The following is a 16127-nucleotide window of genomic DNA, read 5'->3' on the forward strand; positions in this document are numbered from 1 at the left end:
CACGGCTACCGCACCCCGAACCAGATCCGCGCCGAGCAACGCGGCCTTGCTCGATGCCAACTGGCCAACCTACCCTTGGCCGCCTGAACAGCGCAGCCAGCTGTCTCAACAACCGGCCGCACTACAGGCGAGCGCGCGCCCTACCTCGCTATCGACAGCAGCGAGGGGTTGGTTGCGCTGGCGCAGATGGGGGTGACGGAAATCCACCCCTGGGGTGCGCGGGCGGAGGATGTCGAGCGCCCCGACCGGCTCGTCTTTGACCTCGACCCCGCCGAGGATGTGACCTTCGCCCAGGTGGTCACGGCGGCGTTGGAGATGCGGGAGAGATTGGAGCGGCTGGGCCTCGCCGCCTTCTGCAAGACCACCGGCGGCAAGGGCTTGCATGTGGTGACGCCGCTCCGCCCGAAGGCGGACTGGCCGGCAGCGAAGGCCTTCTGCCGGGCCCTCTGCGACGTGGTCGCGGCCGACGCCAAGGACCGCTTCACCACGGCATTGAGCAAGAAGGCGCGGGTGGGCCGGATCTTCCTCGACTATCTCAGCAACGACCGCAGCGCCACGGCGGTCGCGGCCTGGTCGCCCCGGGCGCGACCCGGCGCGACGGTCTCCATGCCGCTTGCCTGGCGCGAGGTGATCCCGACGCTCGACCCAAAGCGCTTCACCATTACCTCGGCACCGGGACTGCTGCGGCGGAAAGACCCCTGGGCCGATCTTGAGCAGGCCGCCGTGCCGCTGCCCAAGCTGCGTTAGGCATCAAGATGGCCAATCCGATGATCGGCACGGCGGGATGGAGCATACCGGCCCAGCATGCCGCTGCCTTTCCGAGCGAGGGCAGCCACCTCGAGCGCTACAGCCGTCGCTTATCGGCGGTCGAGATCAACAGCTCCTTCTACCGCCCGCATCGTCCCAGTACCTACGAGCGATGGGCGGCGACCGTGCCCGCGCACTTCCGGTTCGCGGTGAAAATGCCGAAGGAGATCACCCATACCCGGCGGCTTGCCCAGGTGGCGGAGCCGCTTGCGCGGTTTCTTGCCGAGGCCGGAGCCCTTGGCGAGAAGCTCGGGCCGATACTGGTACAGTTGCCGCCGAGCCTGGCTTTCAAGCCGGATCTCGCCAACTTCTTTCACGATCTCCGTACCCGCTTCGAGGGCGACATTGCTTGTGAGCCGCGGCACCGGAGTTGGTTCACCGGCGAAGTCGATCACCAGCTTGCAGAATTCCGCATCGCGCGCGTCGCTGCCGACCCAGCCGTCGTACCCCGCGCAGCCGAACCTGGCGGCTGGCAGGGGTTAAGCTACTACCGTCTGCACGGATCGCCGCGCATGTACTACTCCGCCTACGGGCGCGGCGCCCTTGACGCGCTCGCGCAGCGGCTGGCCGGCCACGACGGCGCGGCATGGTGCATCTTCGACAACACCGCCGAGGGTGCAGCCACGCACGAGGCGATGACACTCGCTGACATCCTGCACCGTGCCGGCACAGGGAGCTCGGCCGACCGGAGTTAGGCTTTGCAGCCACAGTCGGCGGAATAACAGGTTGGCGTCTCACCACCTCAAAAGCATTTGCATAGCGAGCAGGGTTTGCCCGGCGCTTCGTTTACTCCTGAGCCCAGTATTGCCGCGGGCCCGCGTCGGCACACTGGCCGGCAAGCCGTCGCTCTGACGACGACTGCCTCATACGCCTGCGGGCAGGAGGCCCGCCCGCGTGCCGTCCGATGCGTTTTCTACCCTAGGCCCCCGCTCGCTGCTGGATGGCATGCTGGCTCTCGCCTTGGTCGCTGCGGTGCTCTGGCTGTGTGCTGTGGCGACCATCTGGGGTCGGCAGGAGAGGCTGATCTTCCGGCCCGACGCACGGCCACTGGGTGAGGTGCCAGCAGACCTCAGTGCTGTTCGGTTTCGGCAGGCCCGGCTCAGGACCCGTGACGGCCTCGAACTCGCATTCTGGGCAGCCGAGCCACTGCCCGGAATGCCCACGCTGCTGCTGTTCCATGGCAATGCCGGCAATGCGGCGGACCGTGCCCCGCCGCTCGCGCCCTTCGCGGCGGCCGGCTACGGCGTGGTCCTCGCGGAGTACCGCGGCTATGCCGGCAACCTGGGCCAGCCTTCCGAAACAGGCTTTCTCCAGGATGCACGGGCCTACCTCGGATGGGTTGCGACGACCTGGCAGGAACCATCACCAATTCTTTGCGGTGAGAGCATCGGTTCGGGTGTCGCTGTGCGGATGGCCATGGAGCAGCCGGTGCGCGCCGTCCTGCTGGACGCGCCGTACACCTCGGTCGCCGACCTGGCCGCGGCGATGTACCGCTGGCTGCCTGCACGGGCCCTGCTGCGTCATCCCTTCGACACCCTGTCCTGCCTCCCCTCGGTCCGAGCGCCGCTGTTGGTAGTGCATGGCGCGGCGGATCACCTCATCCCACCCGAGCACGGCCGACGGGTTGCTGCGGCGGCGGGTGGCCCAGCCGAGTTCGTCCTGCTACCCGGCATCGGCCACCCCGTACTGGGCAACGATCATGCCGGGCATGGCGCCGCCGCCGTGCGCAGTTTCTTGACGCGGCTTTCTCAGGCCGCGGACGCGGCGGCTGAGAGCTGAATCAGGAGACGGCGAAGAGCGCCCTCACGTCTTTCCGGTATCCACGCGGCAACACCGCCACATAGAGGATCGTACCGGCCGCACCCGCGACCACACGGAAGCCATGGCGCCGCAGCTCCGCAATCAGCTGATCGAGCTGCCCCGTGAGCGGCACCCGGTCCGTCTCGGCAAGATCCGCCGCGCTGTCACCTAGGTCGCGCATGAGATCGGCAAAGTCATGCCAGGTCTCCCGCGCCTCACCCTCGCCTGCCTTATCCGCCGCCGTGATCTCGTGCACCCGCGTCTGCACGACAAGCCGCAGGAGCGTGGGCCCATCCACCACCCGCAGCGGTGGAAGCCGGCCTGGACCATCACCCCAGGGCACGGCGCGCACTCCTGGCAGATCGCTCCGGCCACTTGCGGCGAAGCTGCTGACCCGGGTGTACCAGGGATGCCCCGGGAGCGATGAGCTCGAGCTGCTGTCCAACCTCGGTGGACGCAAATCTCCGCCACGGTGTTCCTGGGATCTTCCGGATGCGCAGCATGTCGCTGCGGCAGGGTTTCAGCAGGTCCCAGACCTCAAGCGGGCTGACCAATCCGGCGGTGAGCCAAGCCTGCCAAGCCTGAGGCGGCAGGATCACCGGCATGCGGTCATGGATCATGACGACCGCCTCATTCGCCTGGCAGGTCACGATGGCAAAATGCGGCCCGTCCCCAGTCTCCTGCCAAATGGCCGCGATTGCGATCTGCGCTCCGTCCGCGAGTGAGATTTCATAGCGCCCCACAGCACCCTCGGGGCCGGCCTGCTGGACGTAGCTGTCCATCGGCACGATGCAGCGGCGGCGGCGCAGTGCCTCGCGGAGGGGGCCGCGGTTGGCGATAGTCTCGGCCCGGACGTAGAGCACCGGTTTGCTGTCGTCCTCCGTCTCTACTAGGCCCCAGCGCATTGTCGCCATGACGCGGTCATCGGTCTCCGGATTGCGCAGCACCACAAGGCTCAGCCCGCCCGGAGCCCGTTCGCCGAGCTCGAGGATGCCGCTCTGCTCCGGCTCAGCCTGCGGCGCGTCGGCGGGCGGTGCGGCTGGCATCCTTGCCTCCCCTTCGCGGCGCGGGTGGTGCCTTACCGGTCTGCTTCGCCGCGGGCTTGCCGTCGCGTGTCTCGCGCCCCGTTGTCTCGTGCTCCCGCGCCTGGGGATTCGGTGCCTTCAGCGAGCGGCGGAGCGCCTCCATGAGGTCGACCACGTTGCTCTCCTCCGGCTCTTGCGGCCGGGTGACCAGCTTGGCGCCGTCCGCCTTGGCCTCGATCAGCTCGCGCACCGCCTCCTCGTAGCGGTCGCGGAACTCGGCGGAGTCGAAGCTCCCGTGCTGCTGGGCCATAATCTGCTTGGCGATCTCGACCATCTTCGGGCTGATCGTCACGTCGGGAATGGCGTCGAAGAACTCGTCCTCGTCCCGTACCTCGTCGTGGCTACGCAGCCGCGTCAGCAGCATGCCGCGGCCTCGGGTCTCGATGGCCACGACCCGCTCGCGCTGCGACATCACCAAGCGCCCGAGTGCGACCTTGTCCTCGCCGGTCATGGCCTCGCGGATCACCGCAAAAGGCTCCTGCGCGGGCTTGCCGCTCGGGACGAGGTAGTAGGGCTCTTCCCAGTACAGCCTGTCGATCTCGCCGCGATCGACGAAGCGCTCGATGTCGATGACCTTCGTGCTCTCGACCTTGAGCCGCTTCAGCTCGTCATCCTCGACGACCACGTAGCGGTCGCGCTCGATCTCGTAGCCCTTGACCATATCGCGACGCTCGACGACGCCGTCCTCGGGGTCGCGGTACTGCTGCTTCACCCGGTTCAGCGTCTGCCGGTGCAGGAGGTGGAAGTGCACGGCGTCGCCTTCGCCGGTGGCCTTGAACAGCCGCACTGGGCAGGCAACCAGCGACAGCCGTAGATGCCCTTCCCAGACGGGCCTGCTCGCCATGCCACACGTCTCCCGATGTACGAATTCAGAACGAAAAGCGGGATCGGGGAGTTTCTGTGTAACTTCCAGGGCTTAGCGGCAGATGGCCGGCTCATCTGCAAACACTGGAACGGCCGCTACAGCATTGGATTCGGTGTAGGAATGCCTAGCTACTGCGGAGCCGTAATACATGCCGCACCGTTGCGGCCCAAGAACTGTGGATATGTGGACAGGAGACGGATTCGACCGGAAAACAAGCGTCTCACCCACGCAGCCGCCTGTGGGTCTGGAGCGTTGCCAAAGCGACCCAGGCACGCCGGCATGATCCGCATTCCGAACCTCACATTCGCGGCATTCCTCAACCATGTTCAGGCGCATCTGCAGCGCTGGGCGTGGGGCCGCGCAAACCTGGCGCCTCGGGCCTATGCGGCTGACGCGGCAGGCGTCGTCACCGTCTTGGCCTTTCCCCTGCCCCACGACGATGCCGGCCGCGAAGCGCTGGGCGCGATCCTCGAACTCGAGATGAAGTCGCGCGAGGCCGTCATGGTGGTTCTGGCACTGCCGAGCCTGGCCACACCGACGATCCATGGCGAGTTGGCAGAGGGGACGCAGGAGGTGCTCCTGCTAGACGGTCGGGCCCTGGCTGGCGCCCCGGGCGGCGCTGGGCATGCCACGCTTATCCTTACCGTGGAGCGCCGCCCGGACGGCCGCATTGCCCGGCTGGTTGCCTCTGGTGATCCCGCCATTGCCGAGGCCAGACCGGTCGCCGCCGCCAAGATGTAGGATGGTGGTGATCGCATTGCTGGGTGTTGCGTTGAAGGCGCGTGGAACATTTAGCGAACATCGGGTAGAGGCATCCCATGGCAATCGACCGCGCCGCCACCCTCGCCGCCCTGCGTGCCCGCCTCGCCTGCATCCAGGGTGGCGGGCGAACGGCAGCCGACGCGGTGCCGGTAGCCAGGCCGGTCGACGCTGCGCTGCCGGGCGGCAAGGGCCTGCCCCGGGGTGCGTCGCACGAGGTCGCTGCCGCCGAGGGCGATAGCGGATCGGCCTTCGGCTTTGCTTCGATGCTGGCGGCCCGTGCCTGTGCCGGCCCAGAGCCTCAGACGACCTTCTGGATCGAGCCGGAGCCGTCGATATGGCCTGCTGGCGCGCTGCGCTTCGGGATGCGGCCGGAGACCCTGGTGGTGGTGGCTGCCAGTGGCGTGGACAGCCTCTGGGCCGCGGAAGAGGCATTACGATGTCCTGCCGTAGGGGCTGCCTGTCTGGTTCACCCGAAGCCGCTCGATCTGCCGGCCTCGCGCCGCCTGCAACTAGCCGCCGAGGCGGGCGGCGGGATCGGCCTCGTGCTGGTGCGACCCGAGGCGCTAGCTCAACCCTCAGCGGCACGCACGCGATGGCGCATCGCCAGTGCGCCCGGGACGGGTATGCGGGACTACGATCTGGGCCAGGCGGCTTGGCAGCTTGAGCTGGTGAAGGCCGTCGGTGGACGACAAGGCGAGTGGACGCTGATCTGGGACGAGGAAGATCAGGTCTTGCTACCACGCGCGGCCCAGCCCGCAGCCGTGCAGCCCGCCCGAGCTCTCCCATAACACTTGATGTGCGGCCGGCGAGCGTACCGCCCGTCTGAAGCCGACATTTATGTCGTTGTGGATACCGACAATCGGGACGTTCAGTTGCCAGCCACGGCTCGTGTGGAGCTTCATCGGCTACGCCGTCTCATCAGGTGGATAAAGGTGCATCCGTCGGATCATCGGTGTTCATCGAAAGGATACCTGCCCCAGCCCCGGGATATGTCCAGGCTTGAGGACCAACTCCAGCAACAGCGCGCCAGGGTCGATGTCGGCCGGCCAACAGGCAGTGGCCGCCGCCTCGTACCTCGTACAGCACGGTACGGACCCCGCCGGCACCGGCCCGCTTCCTTGGGGTCGCTCGTCGGCGAGGGTTCTAACAGCGGGACTGTAGTCTCGAGCGCTACTACATTGGCCAAACTCGATCTTAAGTTCCTAGGAACTTTTTGCCTACATCTCTCGCCCAGCTAATCGTTGGGGGTAGGATGTCGCGCCGTGATGGGTTGGTGCCGCGGCTGGAGGCGTTGTTTGGCGGCGTGTGGCAGGCCGCGCTCGACCATGCGGGCATCATGTCGCGGCGAAGGGCGCGCGACATCGGCGCGGGCGAGGTCCCGAGTGGTGCGCTCGGAGCCACAGTCGAGCTGCTCGAGCGCCTTCCCCCCACCGAATGGCCCGAGCGCTGGCGTGGTCTGGGCAAGGCATCGGAGACCTGCCCAACGCTGGCCATGTGCCCGGAGCGGCTCGTGGATGGCATGATCCGGCCCGAGGACGCGGTCCTGGTGTGGGACCTGCGGCCAGAGTCGTCCGGCGCGGCGCCCCGGCACGAGAACGTCGCCGTAGGGTTCTTCCCGCGCGGCTGCCTCGCCGGGCTGCCCCGGGCCGACGCGGCCAGGACGCGCTGGCGGCTCTGGTATGGACAGTGGGACGCGTGCCACGGCGGTGGCGGCGCGGCGGGCTGGATGGCGTCGGAGCGCGAGACGCTAGAGGGCATGCTGGCAGCCTGGGTGGCGGAGGGCGCCATCGGCGGTGCCGAGCTCCGGGTGGCGCTCGATGTACTGTCCGCCCGAGTGGCGGGCTTTTCGCCCGCGCGGGTCACCGAAATGGCCAACCGGCAGAGTGGAGGCGCTGCCGCATGCATCGTTTTCGCGCCAGCCTCGGCGTCACGTCTCAACATCGAACGGCACCGGTGAACAGGTCATGCTCGATACTTCCCAGGGCGGCCAAGCGAGCCGCAGCCGGATCGCTGAACTCGTCCTGGAGAGCTCGGCCGACTTCGCCATTCTCACGACCGACCTCGACGGCACGATCACCAGCTGGAACGCGGCGGCTGAAAGAGTGATGGGCTGGTCTGCCAACGAGGCGGTCGGCCAGGACGCCTCTATGATCTTCACACCTGAGGATCAAGAGGAAGGCACCTGCGCGGCGGAGATGGCGCGAGCCCGCACCGAAGGTCGCGCCGTCGACGAGCGCTGGCACATGCGCAAAGACGGCACCCGATTTTGGGGCGCGGGCTCCATGACGGCGCTCCGCGACGAGGGGACAGGCGAGCACCTCGGCTATGCCAAAATCGTCCGTGACCGCACGGAGCAGCACCTGGCCGGGAAGCGGCTTCGGGCAAGCGAGGCGGTGCTGCGCAGCGTGCTCGAGAGCAGCGCGGACTGCATCAAGCTCCTCACACCGGGCGGGCACCTGACCTTGTCAACGCCGGTTGAAATCTGACCCAGTCTGGCGCGAGGCGCCGGTTGAAACCTAACCCACCTTCGCCCGGGGTGGGGCGAGCCCCACCCCGGGCGGCGCCGCTCACGATGCAGGCTTCGGCTTGGCCATGACGCCCGCGCGCCGCTTGTCCTTCAGCCGATAGCTCTCGCCGCTGATCTGCACGACGGTGGCATGGTGCAGCAGCCGATCCAGCATGGCGGCCGTCAGCACCGTCTCGCCCGCGAAGGCCTGGTCCCAGCTGCCGAAGGTCAGGTTCGAGGTGAGGATCATGGCGCCCCGCTCGTAGCGCCTGGTCACCACCTGAAAGAACAGGTTGGCCTGCTCGCGGCCCATCGGCAGGTAGCCGATCTCGTCGATGATCAGCAGGCGGTAGATGTTGACCGCGCGGTGCAGCACTTCCTTCAACCGCCCCTGCCGCTGCGCCGTCTCCAGCAGCAGCACCAGGTCGGCCGCGGTGGTGAACCGGACCTTCCAGCCGCGCTGCGTCGCCAGGTAGCCGAGCGCGATCGCCAGGTGGGTCTTGCCCACCCCGCTCGGCCCGAGCAGCACCACGTTCTCCACCCGCTCGACAAAGGCCAGGCTGGCCAACTCGGTGATCTGCTGCCGTGGTGCGCCGGTGGCGAACCCGAAGTCGTAGCCGTCGAGCGTCTTGACCGCCGGGAACCCCGCGGTGCGAGCGAACATCTCCCGTGCCCGGCCGCGCCGCACCTCCCGCTCGCCACGTAGGGTCTCCTCGAGGAAGTCGCTGAACGAGGCATCGCCTGCCGCGGCGGCCTGCGCCGTCGCTCCGTAGAGGTCCGCCACCGCCGTCAGCCGCAGCTCGGCGCAGAGCTCGACGATCCGGGCATGCTGCGTCCCGGTCATGCCACCACCTCGGGCAAGGCCAGGACCGGCGGGACGAACAGCGTGTCATAGATCGCCAGCGGGTGCTGCAGCCCGACGATCGGCCGCGGCTCCGGCGACAGCCGGGGGGCAGCATCGCGCGGCACCAGACCACGATAGGGTGCCGGTACCGGCCGCAGTGCCCGGCGCTCCTCCTCGAGCCGCGCCGCAGGCACCGCGCCCGTGGTCGCATGCACCCGGGCATTGGCCACCTCGCGCAGCCAGCGGCCCGCCGCCAGGTTCGCCGCCGTCCGGTCCACCACCACGCCCTCGGCTGCCATCCGGCTGGCCAGCGGCACCCACAGGCTGCCGCGCAGGTAGCGGATGAAGCGTTCGACCTTACCTTTCGTGCGCGGCCGGTAGGGCTGGCACAGCCGCGGCCGGAAGCCGCAATGCCCGGCGAAGTCGAGGAAGCCCGGATGGTAGCGGTGCTGCCCCGGGCCGTAATGGTCGCGCGCCAGCACCACGGTGCGCATGTTGTCGTACAGCACCTTCTGCGGCACCCCGCCGAACGCCAGGAAGGCCCGCTCATGCGCCGCCAGCAGCGTCTCCAGCCGCTCGTCGGTGACGAACTCGACATACGCCGCCCGACTCCAGCCCAGCGTCGCCACGAACACCGACAGCCGATCCGGCCCGCGTCGCAGCGAGGCCCAATCAACCTGCATCTGCTCGCCCGGCGCCGTCTCGAACCGCACCACCGGGTCCGCCGCCGCGGGTGCCTGCCGCGCCGCCACGAAATCCTTGAGGATGGTGTAGCCGCCCGTGTAGCCGCGCTCGTGCAGTTCCCGTAGCAGCACGCTCGCCGCCAACCGCTCCGGCAGCGCCGAGGCCAGTCGCGCGACGACGTACTCCTCGAAGACCGCCAGCTTGCCGGGCCGTAGTGGCCGCTCGCGGTAGTGCACCGCCTCCGGCTCACGCAGGTAGCGCCGCACCGTGTTGCGCGACACGCCCACCTGCCGCGCGATCTCCCGCACGCCCAGGCCATGCTTGGCCAATACCCGGATCTCCAATGCCGCCTCTCCCCCAACCATCCGGGCCCCCATCACCACGACAGGGCAACCCTAGGCGTGGGTCAGATTTCATCCGGCAGGTGGGTCAGTTTCGCAGCGGCGGCTACAACCTTCATGAACGGTCCCGGTCTGCGCATGATGGGGATCGGCAGCCTCGAGGCGGTCAGGGGTAAGCGCTACGCGGAGCTCTGGCCAGAGGAGGAGCGGGGCAAGATCGAGACGGCTCTGGCCGAGGCCGCTGCCGGGCGGGTGGGCCGCTTCGAGGGCTATGCTCCTACCGTCCAGGGCACGCCGAAGTGGTGGGACACGCAGTTCACCGCGGTCCCCGATGCCGCGGGACAGCCCGAACTCCTGCTGGTCTCGTCGCGCGACGTGACCGAACGCGAGCGCTCTCGGGATGCTGTGCGGCTGAGTGAGGCACGGCTCCGAGCTGCCCTTTCCATGAGTACGGTGGGCGTCATGTTCTGGGGCGCTAGCTTCAGACTGACGGAAATAAACGAGGCCTTCCTGCGCATGACCGGGTTCACCCGCGAGGAAGCGGTCGGCAAGACCTGGCAGGACCTGACTCCGCCAGAGTTCTACCCTTTGTCCTTGCGGGCGGTGGCCGAGGTGACCACGGTGGGTGAGACCACGCCTTACGAGAAGCAGTACATCCGGAAGGATGGCTCGCGCTGGTGGGGGTTGTTCGCGGCGCGCAGGATCGGGGAGGAAGTCGTCGAGTTCGTGCTGGATGTCACTGATCGCAAGAAGGCCGAGGAGGAACTGCGGCAGTTAAACGAGCACCTCGAGGTCGAGGTGGCGCGCCGGGCCGAGCAGTTGCGACAGCAGGAGGAGGCGCTGCGGCAGAGCCAGAAGCTGGAAGCTGTGGGGCAACTCACCGGGGGCGTGGCGCACGACTTCAACAACTTGCTCACCGTCATTCGCTCCGCCGCCGACCTGCTGCGCCGCCCCGACCTGCCCGAGGAGCGGCGGCAGCGCTATATCGAAGCCATCTCGGACACGGCAAACCGGGCGGCCAAGCTGACAGGCCAACTCCTGGCCTTCGCGCGGCGCCAGCCGCTCAAGCCCGAGGTGTTCCCCGTGAGCGAACGCCTGCAGGCGGTCGCAGACCTCGTCCGCCCCTTGGTGGGCGCTCGCATCGAAATCGAGACGGCTATTAAGTGTGAGGGCTGCTCCGTCGAGGCCGACCCGAACCAGTTCGAGACAGCGCTGGTGAACCTCGCCGTCAACGCGCGTGATGCGATGAATGGTGAGGGCCGCCTGATGCTCAGAACCTGGCTCGCCGGCGGAGTGCCGTCCACCCGGGGACACGCGAGCGCACCGGGCGCCTTCGTCGCGGTGTCGGTCACCGACACCGGCTCAGGTATCGCGCCGGAAATGCTGGACAGGATCTTCGAGCCATTCTTCACGACCAAGGAGGTGGGTAAGGGCACCGGCCTTGGACTGTCGCAGGTCTACGGTTTTGCCAAGCAGTCCGGCGGCGAGGTTGCCGTCGAGAGCGAGGTCGGCCACGGCACCAGCTTCACCCTCTATTTGCCCCGGGTGGAGGCCAAGGCGGCCATGGCGCCGTCAGATTTCCAAGCTGGCGCCGATATGCCCGCGGCAGGACGGCGAAGGGTGCTCCTGGTGGAGGACAACACCCAGGTCGGCGAATTCGCTCGGCAGATGCTAGAGGATCTCGGCAATGGCGCCACCTGGGCGCCGAACGCCAAAGCGGCTCTCGAACTCCTGGATGAGGACGCGAGCCGGTTCGATGTGGTGTTCTCGGACGTGGTCATGCCCGGCATGAACGGGGTGGAGCTAGGACGCGAGATCCGACGCCGGTGGCCGAACCTTCCAGTCATCCTGACCAGCGGTTATAGCCAGGTGCTGGCGGATGGTGGGGCACAGGACTTCGAGCTTTTGCACAAGCCCTACTCGGTCGAGGGGCTGTCGCGGGCGTTGCGGTCGAGACGATAAGGTTTGGGGGTCCGGACACGAAACTGCGCTGAGTGTCCGGTTCGCGCGAACGGAAGCGGAACTCCTGCTGACAGTGGTGCACCGCGGCGTTCCGCCGTCGGGTAGGGCATACGTCTGCGAAGCGCGGCGCATCGGCCCCAGCGCACCTGCAGGTTCAGTCTACGGGACGCGCCTCGGGGAATGTCCACGCGCCCGTCAGGATCTCCGGCCGAGGCCGGTACAACCGGACCATGTAGTTCCAGCCAGCAGGCACCGGGAGACAATTGGGCACGCCGCCGTCGCAGCCGCCGAACTGAACCATGATGGAGCCATCCCCAGCCTTCCTGGCTGTGACGTTGTTGAGCGAGTAGGCGTTCTGTGGGTTCGACTGGAAATAGCCCGCCGCGTTGTAGACGCTGATGGACCAGAACCCGTCCACCGGCACGTCTCTCACCGTGAGCCGGTAGACCGTCCGGCCGTCGTTCCTGTTTGGCACCACGTTCAGGTAGAGGGCCTCGCGCGGGGGATTGGCGCCCCAGCCGTACGCAGCCCCGATCAGGAAGCGCACGGGGTCAACTTCGTCCCGGCGCCCGTACATCCGGTTGGTGTCTGGAAGGGTCGAAGCAAGCACGAGGAGCGCATCGCGCACCTTCTTCTGGCTGGCTTGATCCCAAGCCGGGATCTCGAACCTGCCGGTGCCGGCCTGCGAGACTTTGATTGCGTCCTGCAAAGCGTGGGCGGCGCGAAGGTCACCCGGATCCTGCGGATCGACAAGCGTGCGCACCGCGGCCACGACGTAGCGTGTCCCGATCTCCTGGCGGGTGAGGGTATAGGGGTCCGGCCGGTAGTGGACACCGTGCGTGTACTGGTCCTCGTTGATGACCTGCAGCGACATGAAGCGCGTGCCGGCGTCCGGCAGGGTGATCGTCACCGGCCCGGCGTCGAGGTCGAAGACTGCCGCGGAGTAGAGCGTATCGCGGTTCAGCCGGATCACCGTCTGCTTGTCGAGCGGCGCGGGTTCGCGTGTGTGGTCGAACCGGCCGAACCCGCCGTTCTTCACCACGCCGCCGAAGTAGAGGTCTGACTCCGCCCGGGCGAAATTGTCCGGCGTCACGGGGATGCTGCTCTGCGGTGGACCGGGCTGGGCAAACGCCGGTGGAACCAGGCTGAGCGCCGCGCAGAACGCCACGTAGGGAGTAGGTAAGCGGCATGGGGGCATCGAAGGACCACCTCTTGCTTTTACGATGGACTACAGCTTCGGCACGGGCGGCGCGCTAACGGGCTGGGCCGGCGGTTCGGATCGCCGGTGGCAGCCAGCTGCCGTCCAGCACCTCGGGCTTCGGCAGGTAGAGGCGCATCACCACGCCTATCGGCCCGTCCGGGGCGGGCAGCCAATTGGCTTCCCTGTCGGCGCCCGGCGAGGCGTGCTGCAGGTGAAGCGTGATACCGCCATCCGCGTCCCGCTTCAGATCCGGCAGCATGGACGAGTTGATCAGATAGCGGCGCAGCGAGTTGTCGACCAGGAATTGGGTCCGGGCGTCGTACATGGTCACTGACCAGAAAGCGTCGACGGGCGGCAGCCGGCCGGGTGGGAAGGTGAGGGTATAGTTCGACCGGCTCCCGTCCAGGCGCTGCCCGGCCTCGTCGAGCGCATAGTTCGGGTAGACCGTCTCCTCAGGGCTGTTTCCGTAGATGCCGCCCATGGCGCCCATGGCACGCTGGAGGTACCTGCCGGCCATCGCCTCCGGTGTCCCGAACAGGCCGACGGAGGTCGTCACCTTGGCAAGGCTCTGCGCGATTTCCTGACGCGCCTCCGTCCCACCGGCTTCGACCGCGGCGAGGACCTCAGGTGCCAAGCCTGCCGGCGGCCATGGCCCGCCACCCTCGATGCCGATCGTGGCGAAGCGTGCGCGCAGCGCTGCCTCGGCGGGGATCGGCGGGCAGAACTGCAGCAGGAAGTTCGCGTACTGCCAGAACTGCGGGTCGAAGCTGGCATCGCTGATCGGCGGGTATGCGATGCTGGGCGCCGCGGGCGGTGCAGGCCGCCCGAGATACGCGCTCAGCGGCTCGGCGCGGTAGCCGGCCTGAATCGCCTTCACCCGGTCAAGGTCGGACGGCCTCAGGAGCTGTGTCCGGAACTGGCTTTCGGCAAGCAGCGTGGACAGCTGCACCACGCGCCGGACGCCGGGCGGCACCGCGCCTTCCCAGCCTGGCCCGGCGATCAGGAAGCGGCCGCCGCCATTCCCGTCCTTCCGCGTACCAAGGTAATCGACGTTGTTGGTGTAAAGATCGACGACCTGTAGGGAGTAGTACCGCCCGGGCTCGATCTCCGGCAGCGTGACGACGATCGGCTCCGCCCGGAGGTCGAGGATCAGGAAGGAATAGGGCGTGTCGGAGTTCGGGGTGATGACCCCGGTGTCGGCCGGCGTGAACACGCGAGCGACGTTGTTCACCTGGTTGACCGGCCCCTTGTACTGGCTGCCGCCGGGATCGAGCGCGAACTGGTAAATGCTCAGATAGTTCTTCACGAGCGGATAGGCGTAGAAATAGGCGTCGTGCGCGATCTGACGCGCTTCAGCTGCGGCAGGAGGCGGCGCAGGAGCCTGGGCCTGACTGGGGCTGGGAAGTCGGGCGCCTGCAGTGGCGCCAAGGGCGGCGGCGATCATGGTCCGTCGGCTCGCCGGGCGATCTTGCATCTCGTCCTCCACTCGCATGACGCCTGAATGACCATGGCAGGGGCGATCGGCTCGCGCCTTTTGCAGACGCCAAGTATGGTCCGCCCCGACGCGCCCAGCGCCGGGAAGTCGGCAAACGGACCGTATCGGATTTACCCGAACCGAGACGCTCGGCTGCATTTCTTCACAAAATTGTCAGATGGCTTGGGGACTACCCCGGGCGATCGGCGTCCCCGGAGTAAGCGGCCTGGGTTAGCGCCCTAGAAGCGGATGCTGAGGCCCAGGACGGGCCCATACAACGTCGTGTCCCAGACCAGCTTCGCGCTGCGGAAATCCTGACTGAGAGCGCGGTAGCCGAGCACAGCCGCGCTCTGCAATCCGAACATCTCGAAGCGGTAGCCGACGAAGGCGCCCGCCTGCCAAGCGAAGCGCGACCCTCCGGTGCCACCGCCGACGTCGCCACGCAGCGAGACCTCCCAGCGCTCGCCCAGTTGCCCGCGCAGTCGGAGCCCGCCGAAGGGATCGACCCAGTCCGTCGTGGATACGCCGGAAGGGAAGCGAGCGAGAGAAACCTCGGTCTTCAGATGCGTCCAGCGCCCACCCGCCAGCACGTCGAGCGCCCAGTCATCCCGTCCGCCCATGCGCCAGGGGCCGTCCGCCACCTCGTAGGCCGCGCCGAATTCCAGCACGCCAAGGACGCTGGTCGCGTCCAGGGTGAGCGGCCCTGCCCGAACGTCGTCATAGGCCAAGCGGGTGTAGATCCCGTCGAGGAACAGCCCGAGCCGGCCCCTACGCAGCTCGCCGCGTCCCATGAAGGACAAGGCGCTGTCCGCCTGCCGGAGGGTATCCACGAAGCTATTGTCGATACCCACTTGGACAGCACCCGCACCGACGGTGCCCGATGTCGCAGTCAGCCAACCGTAGGAGGTGAGGTCAAAGCTCCAACCCGGTCGGGCAACGCCTGGCACCTGCGCCGCCGCTGCCGGGGCGAGGAGGCAGGCGACAAGACCGATCAAAGCGCCCTCTATAAGCCGCCGCCCTCGCGCATCGCGGCCGACTGGACGGATGGGCGCGATGGACGTCCTGCCCCGCAATGGCAGTCGAAGTGCATCCAGTGTAGTCGCCCGCGGCATCACCGAACCCCCTCGCCCAGAGCGCCGTACAGGGCTGTCTTGCCAATCTTCAACCGTGTCGCGGCTTCGCGCACTGTCAACCCGCGGGCGATGAGTTCCTTGGCCCGCCGCAGCTTCTCCTCGGTGACCACCGGCCGGCGCCCGCCTATGCGCCCGCGCGCCGCCGCCGCGGCGAGCCCCGCACGGGTGCGTTCCCGAATGAGGTCGCGCTCGAACTGCCCGAGGGCGGCGAACAGGTGGAACACCAGCCGCCCGCCGGGCGTGGTGGTGTCGATCGCTTCGGTGAGCGAGCGGAACCCCACCCCGCGCCCCTTCAGGGCGGCCACCGTCTCGATCAGGTGCGGCAGGCTGCGGCCGAGGCGGTCCAGCTTCCAGGTGACCAGCACGTCGCCTTCACGCGCATAATCGAGGGCGGCGAGCAGCCCGGGCCGGTCGGCGCGGGCGCCGGAGGCGTGGTCCTCGAACACCCTGGCACAGCCCGCAGCCCACAGTGCGTCGAGCTGCAGAGTTGGGTCCTGATCCGCCGTGCTCACCCGGGCGTAACCGACCGCTGTCATGGCCGCTCCTGTCCGGCTTGCCGTCCGGAATTGAGCATGTCCGCTTTGCCGTTACCCCACCAGGGTTGCCGGACATTCCCGGGCTGGCCGGCTGGGGTTCGTTTGACGGACAGCCGTACCCGACGTC

At 67.9% G+C, this 16127-nt stretch carries 16 protein-coding genes and 1 pseudogene; 8 read left to right on the forward strand and 9 right to left on the reverse strand.

The genetic code is table 11. The features are described from left to right. Nucleotides 1-105: 105 nt before the first annotated feature. The 3 genes and pseudogenes from ligD to ACFQS7_RS26920 form a co-directional block, all read left to right on the forward strand. Nucleotides 106-747 (forward strand): annotated as a pseudogene (gene ligD / locus ACFQS7_RS26910) (non-homologous end-joining DNA ligase); the annotation flags it as partial. An 8-nt stretch (nucleotides 748-755) separates the two neighbouring features. Then, complete coding sequence (locus ACFQS7_RS26915; RefSeq protein ID WP_380070239.1) at nucleotides 756-1502, forward strand: DUF72 domain-containing protein; 747 nt, start codon at nucleotides 756-758, stop codon at nucleotides 1500-1502. 199 nt (nucleotides 1503-1701) lie between these two features. Continuing rightward, nucleotides 1702-2586, forward strand: coding sequence for an alpha/beta hydrolase (locus ACFQS7_RS26920; protein WP_380070240.1), 885 nt, complete (start codon nucleotides 1702-1704; stop codon nucleotides 2584-2586). Between the two features lies 1 nt (nucleotide 2587). Here ACFQS7_RS26920 and ACFQS7_RS26925 read toward each other — a convergent pair whose 3' ends face one another. The 3 genes from ACFQS7_RS26925 to ACFQS7_RS26935 all read right to left on the reverse strand — a co-directional run bounded on the left by ACFQS7_RS26925 (nucleotide 2588) and on the right by ACFQS7_RS26935 (nucleotide 4536). After that, a complete protein-coding gene (locus ACFQS7_RS26925; RefSeq protein ID WP_380070241.1) occupies nucleotides 2588-2863 on the reverse strand; it encodes a hypothetical protein in 276 nt (91 codons plus the stop codon). Between the two features lie 73 nt (nucleotides 2864-2936). Then, nucleotides 2937-3653, reverse strand: a complete 717-nt coding sequence (locus tag ACFQS7_RS26930; protein WP_380070242.1) for an SOS response-associated peptidase family protein — start codon at nucleotides 3651-3653, stop codon at nucleotides 2937-2939. Next, on the reverse strand, nucleotides 3616-4536 hold the full coding sequence (locus tag ACFQS7_RS26935; protein WP_380070243.1) for a Ku protein: 921 nt from the start codon (nucleotides 4534-4536) through the stop codon (nucleotides 3616-3618). Before ACFQS7_RS26935 ends, ACFQS7_RS26930 begins: the two co-directional genes overlap by 38 nt. Nucleotides 4537-4836: 300 nt before the next feature. Between ACFQS7_RS26935 and ACFQS7_RS26940 the strand changes: the two genes are divergently transcribed. The 4 genes from ACFQS7_RS26940 to ACFQS7_RS26955 all read left to right on the forward strand — a co-directional run bounded on the left by ACFQS7_RS26940 (nucleotide 4837) and on the right by ACFQS7_RS26955 (nucleotide 7805). After that, entirely contained in the window at nucleotides 4837-5298 is a 462-nt protein-coding gene (locus ACFQS7_RS26940) for a hypothetical protein (protein ID WP_380070244.1), read from the forward strand. Nucleotides 5299-5375: 77 nt separating this feature from the next. Continuing rightward, nucleotides 5376-6107: an ImuA family protein gene (locus ACFQS7_RS26945; RefSeq protein ID WP_380070245.1), complete on the forward strand. Its 732-nt coding sequence runs from the start codon at nucleotides 5376-5378 to the stop codon at nucleotides 6105-6107. 464 nt (nucleotides 6108-6571) lie between these two features. After that, nucleotides 6572-7276, forward strand: a complete 705-nt coding sequence (locus tag ACFQS7_RS26950; RefSeq protein WP_380070246.1) for a hypothetical protein — start codon at nucleotides 6572-6574, stop codon at nucleotides 7274-7276. Between the two features lie 7 nt (nucleotides 7277-7283). After that, complete coding sequence (locus ACFQS7_RS26955; RefSeq protein ID WP_380070247.1) at nucleotides 7284-7805, forward strand: PAS domain-containing protein; 522 nt, start codon at nucleotides 7284-7286, stop codon at nucleotides 7803-7805. Nucleotides 7806-7886: 81 nt separating this feature from the next. On the opposite strand, the gene istB is transcribed toward ACFQS7_RS26955, so the two are convergent. Continuing rightward, nucleotides 7887-8669 carry an IS21-like element helper ATPase IstB gene (gene istB / locus ACFQS7_RS26960; protein ID WP_380070248.1) on the reverse strand — a complete coding sequence of 261 codons (783 nt, stop codon included), beginning with the start codon at nucleotides 8667-8669 and terminating at the stop codon, nucleotides 7887-7889. Next, complete coding sequence (gene istA, locus ACFQS7_RS26965; protein WP_380070282.1) at nucleotides 8666-9718, reverse strand: IS21 family transposase; 1053 nt, start codon at nucleotides 9716-9718, stop codon at nucleotides 8666-8668. The genes istB and istA overlap by 4 nt, the downstream gene beginning before the upstream one ends. Nucleotides 9719-9811: 93 nt before the next feature. On the opposite strand from istA, the gene ACFQS7_RS26970 reads away from it, so the two are divergent. Continuing rightward, nucleotides 9812-11656, forward strand: coding sequence for a PAS domain S-box protein (locus ACFQS7_RS26970; RefSeq protein WP_380070249.1), 1845 nt, complete (start codon nucleotides 9812-9814; stop codon nucleotides 11654-11656). Nucleotides 11657-11810: 154 nt separating this feature from the next. Here the strand turns inward: ACFQS7_RS26970 and ACFQS7_RS26975 are convergent, their stop codons facing one another. The 4 genes from ACFQS7_RS26975 to ACFQS7_RS26990 all read right to left on the reverse strand — a co-directional run bounded on the left by ACFQS7_RS26975 (nucleotide 11811) and on the right by ACFQS7_RS26990 (nucleotide 16000). After that, nucleotides 11811-12749, reverse strand: coding sequence for a DUF1254 domain-containing protein (locus ACFQS7_RS26975; RefSeq protein WP_380070250.1), 939 nt, complete (start codon nucleotides 12747-12749; stop codon nucleotides 11811-11813). Between the two features lie 160 nt (nucleotides 12750-12909). After that, nucleotides 12910-14301: a DUF1254 domain-containing protein gene (locus tag ACFQS7_RS26980; protein ID WP_380070251.1), complete on the reverse strand. Its 1392-nt coding sequence runs from the start codon at nucleotides 14299-14301 to the stop codon at nucleotides 12910-12912. 269 nt (nucleotides 14302-14570) lie between these two features. Then, a complete protein-coding gene (locus ACFQS7_RS26985) occupies nucleotides 14571-15182 on the reverse strand; it encodes a hypothetical protein (RefSeq protein WP_380070252.1) in 612 nt (203 codons plus the stop codon). 260 nt (nucleotides 15183-15442) lie between these two features. After that, a complete protein-coding gene (locus tag ACFQS7_RS26990; protein WP_380070253.1) occupies nucleotides 15443-16000 on the reverse strand; it encodes a recombinase family protein in 558 nt (185 codons plus the stop codon). Nucleotides 16001-16127 lie beyond the last annotated feature (127 nt).

Source organism: Dankookia sp. GCM10030260 (genome assembly GCF_042666655.1).
Taxonomy (GTDB): domain Bacteria; phylum Pseudomonadota; class Alphaproteobacteria; order Acetobacterales; family Acetobacteraceae; genus Paracraurococcus.

Excerpts from the sequence above, each read along its gene's own strand:
- ACFQS7_RS26955 (WP_380070247.1), top strand. The coding sequence starts at position 7,284 with ATGCTCGATACTTCCCAGGGCGGCCAAGCGAGCCGCAGCCGGATCGCT.
- ACFQS7_RS26980 (WP_380070251.1), bottom strand. The coding sequence starts at position 14,301 with ATGATCGCCGCCGCCCTTGGCGCCACTGCAGGCGCCCGACTTCCCAGC.
- istA (WP_380070282.1), bottom strand. The coding sequence starts at position 9,718 with ATGGTTGGGGGAGAGGCGGCATTGGAGATCCGGGTATTGGCCAAGCAT.
- ACFQS7_RS26915 (WP_380070239.1), top strand. The coding sequence starts at position 756 with ATGGCCAATCCGATGATCGGCACGGCGGGATGGAGCATACCGGCCCAG.
- ACFQS7_RS26935 (WP_380070243.1), bottom strand. The coding sequence starts at position 4,536 with ATGGCGAGCAGGCCCGTCTGGGAAGGGCATCTACGGCTGTCGCTGGTT.
- ACFQS7_RS26945 (WP_380070245.1), top strand. The coding sequence starts at position 5,376 with ATGGCAATCGACCGCGCCGCCACCCTCGCCGCCCTGCGTGCCCGCCTC.
- ACFQS7_RS26990 (WP_380070253.1), bottom strand. The coding sequence starts at position 16,000 with ATGACAGCGGTCGGTTACGCCCGGGTGAGCACGGCGGATCAGGACCCA.
- istB (WP_380070248.1), bottom strand. The coding sequence starts at position 8,669 with ATGACCGGGACGCAGCATGCCCGGATCGTCGAGCTCTGCGCCGAGCTG.
- ACFQS7_RS26930 (WP_380070242.1), bottom strand. The coding sequence starts at position 3,653 with ATGCCAGCCGCACCGCCCGCCGACGCGCCGCAGGCTGAGCCGGAGCAG.
- ACFQS7_RS26950 (WP_380070246.1), top strand. The coding sequence starts at position 6,572 with ATGTCGCGCCGTGATGGGTTGGTGCCGCGGCTGGAGGCGTTGTTTGGC.
- ACFQS7_RS26970 (WP_380070249.1), top strand. The coding sequence starts at position 9,812 with ATGAACGGTCCCGGTCTGCGCATGATGGGGATCGGCAGCCTCGAGGCG.
- ACFQS7_RS26940 (WP_380070244.1), top strand. The coding sequence starts at position 4,837 with ATGATCCGCATTCCGAACCTCACATTCGCGGCATTCCTCAACCATGTT.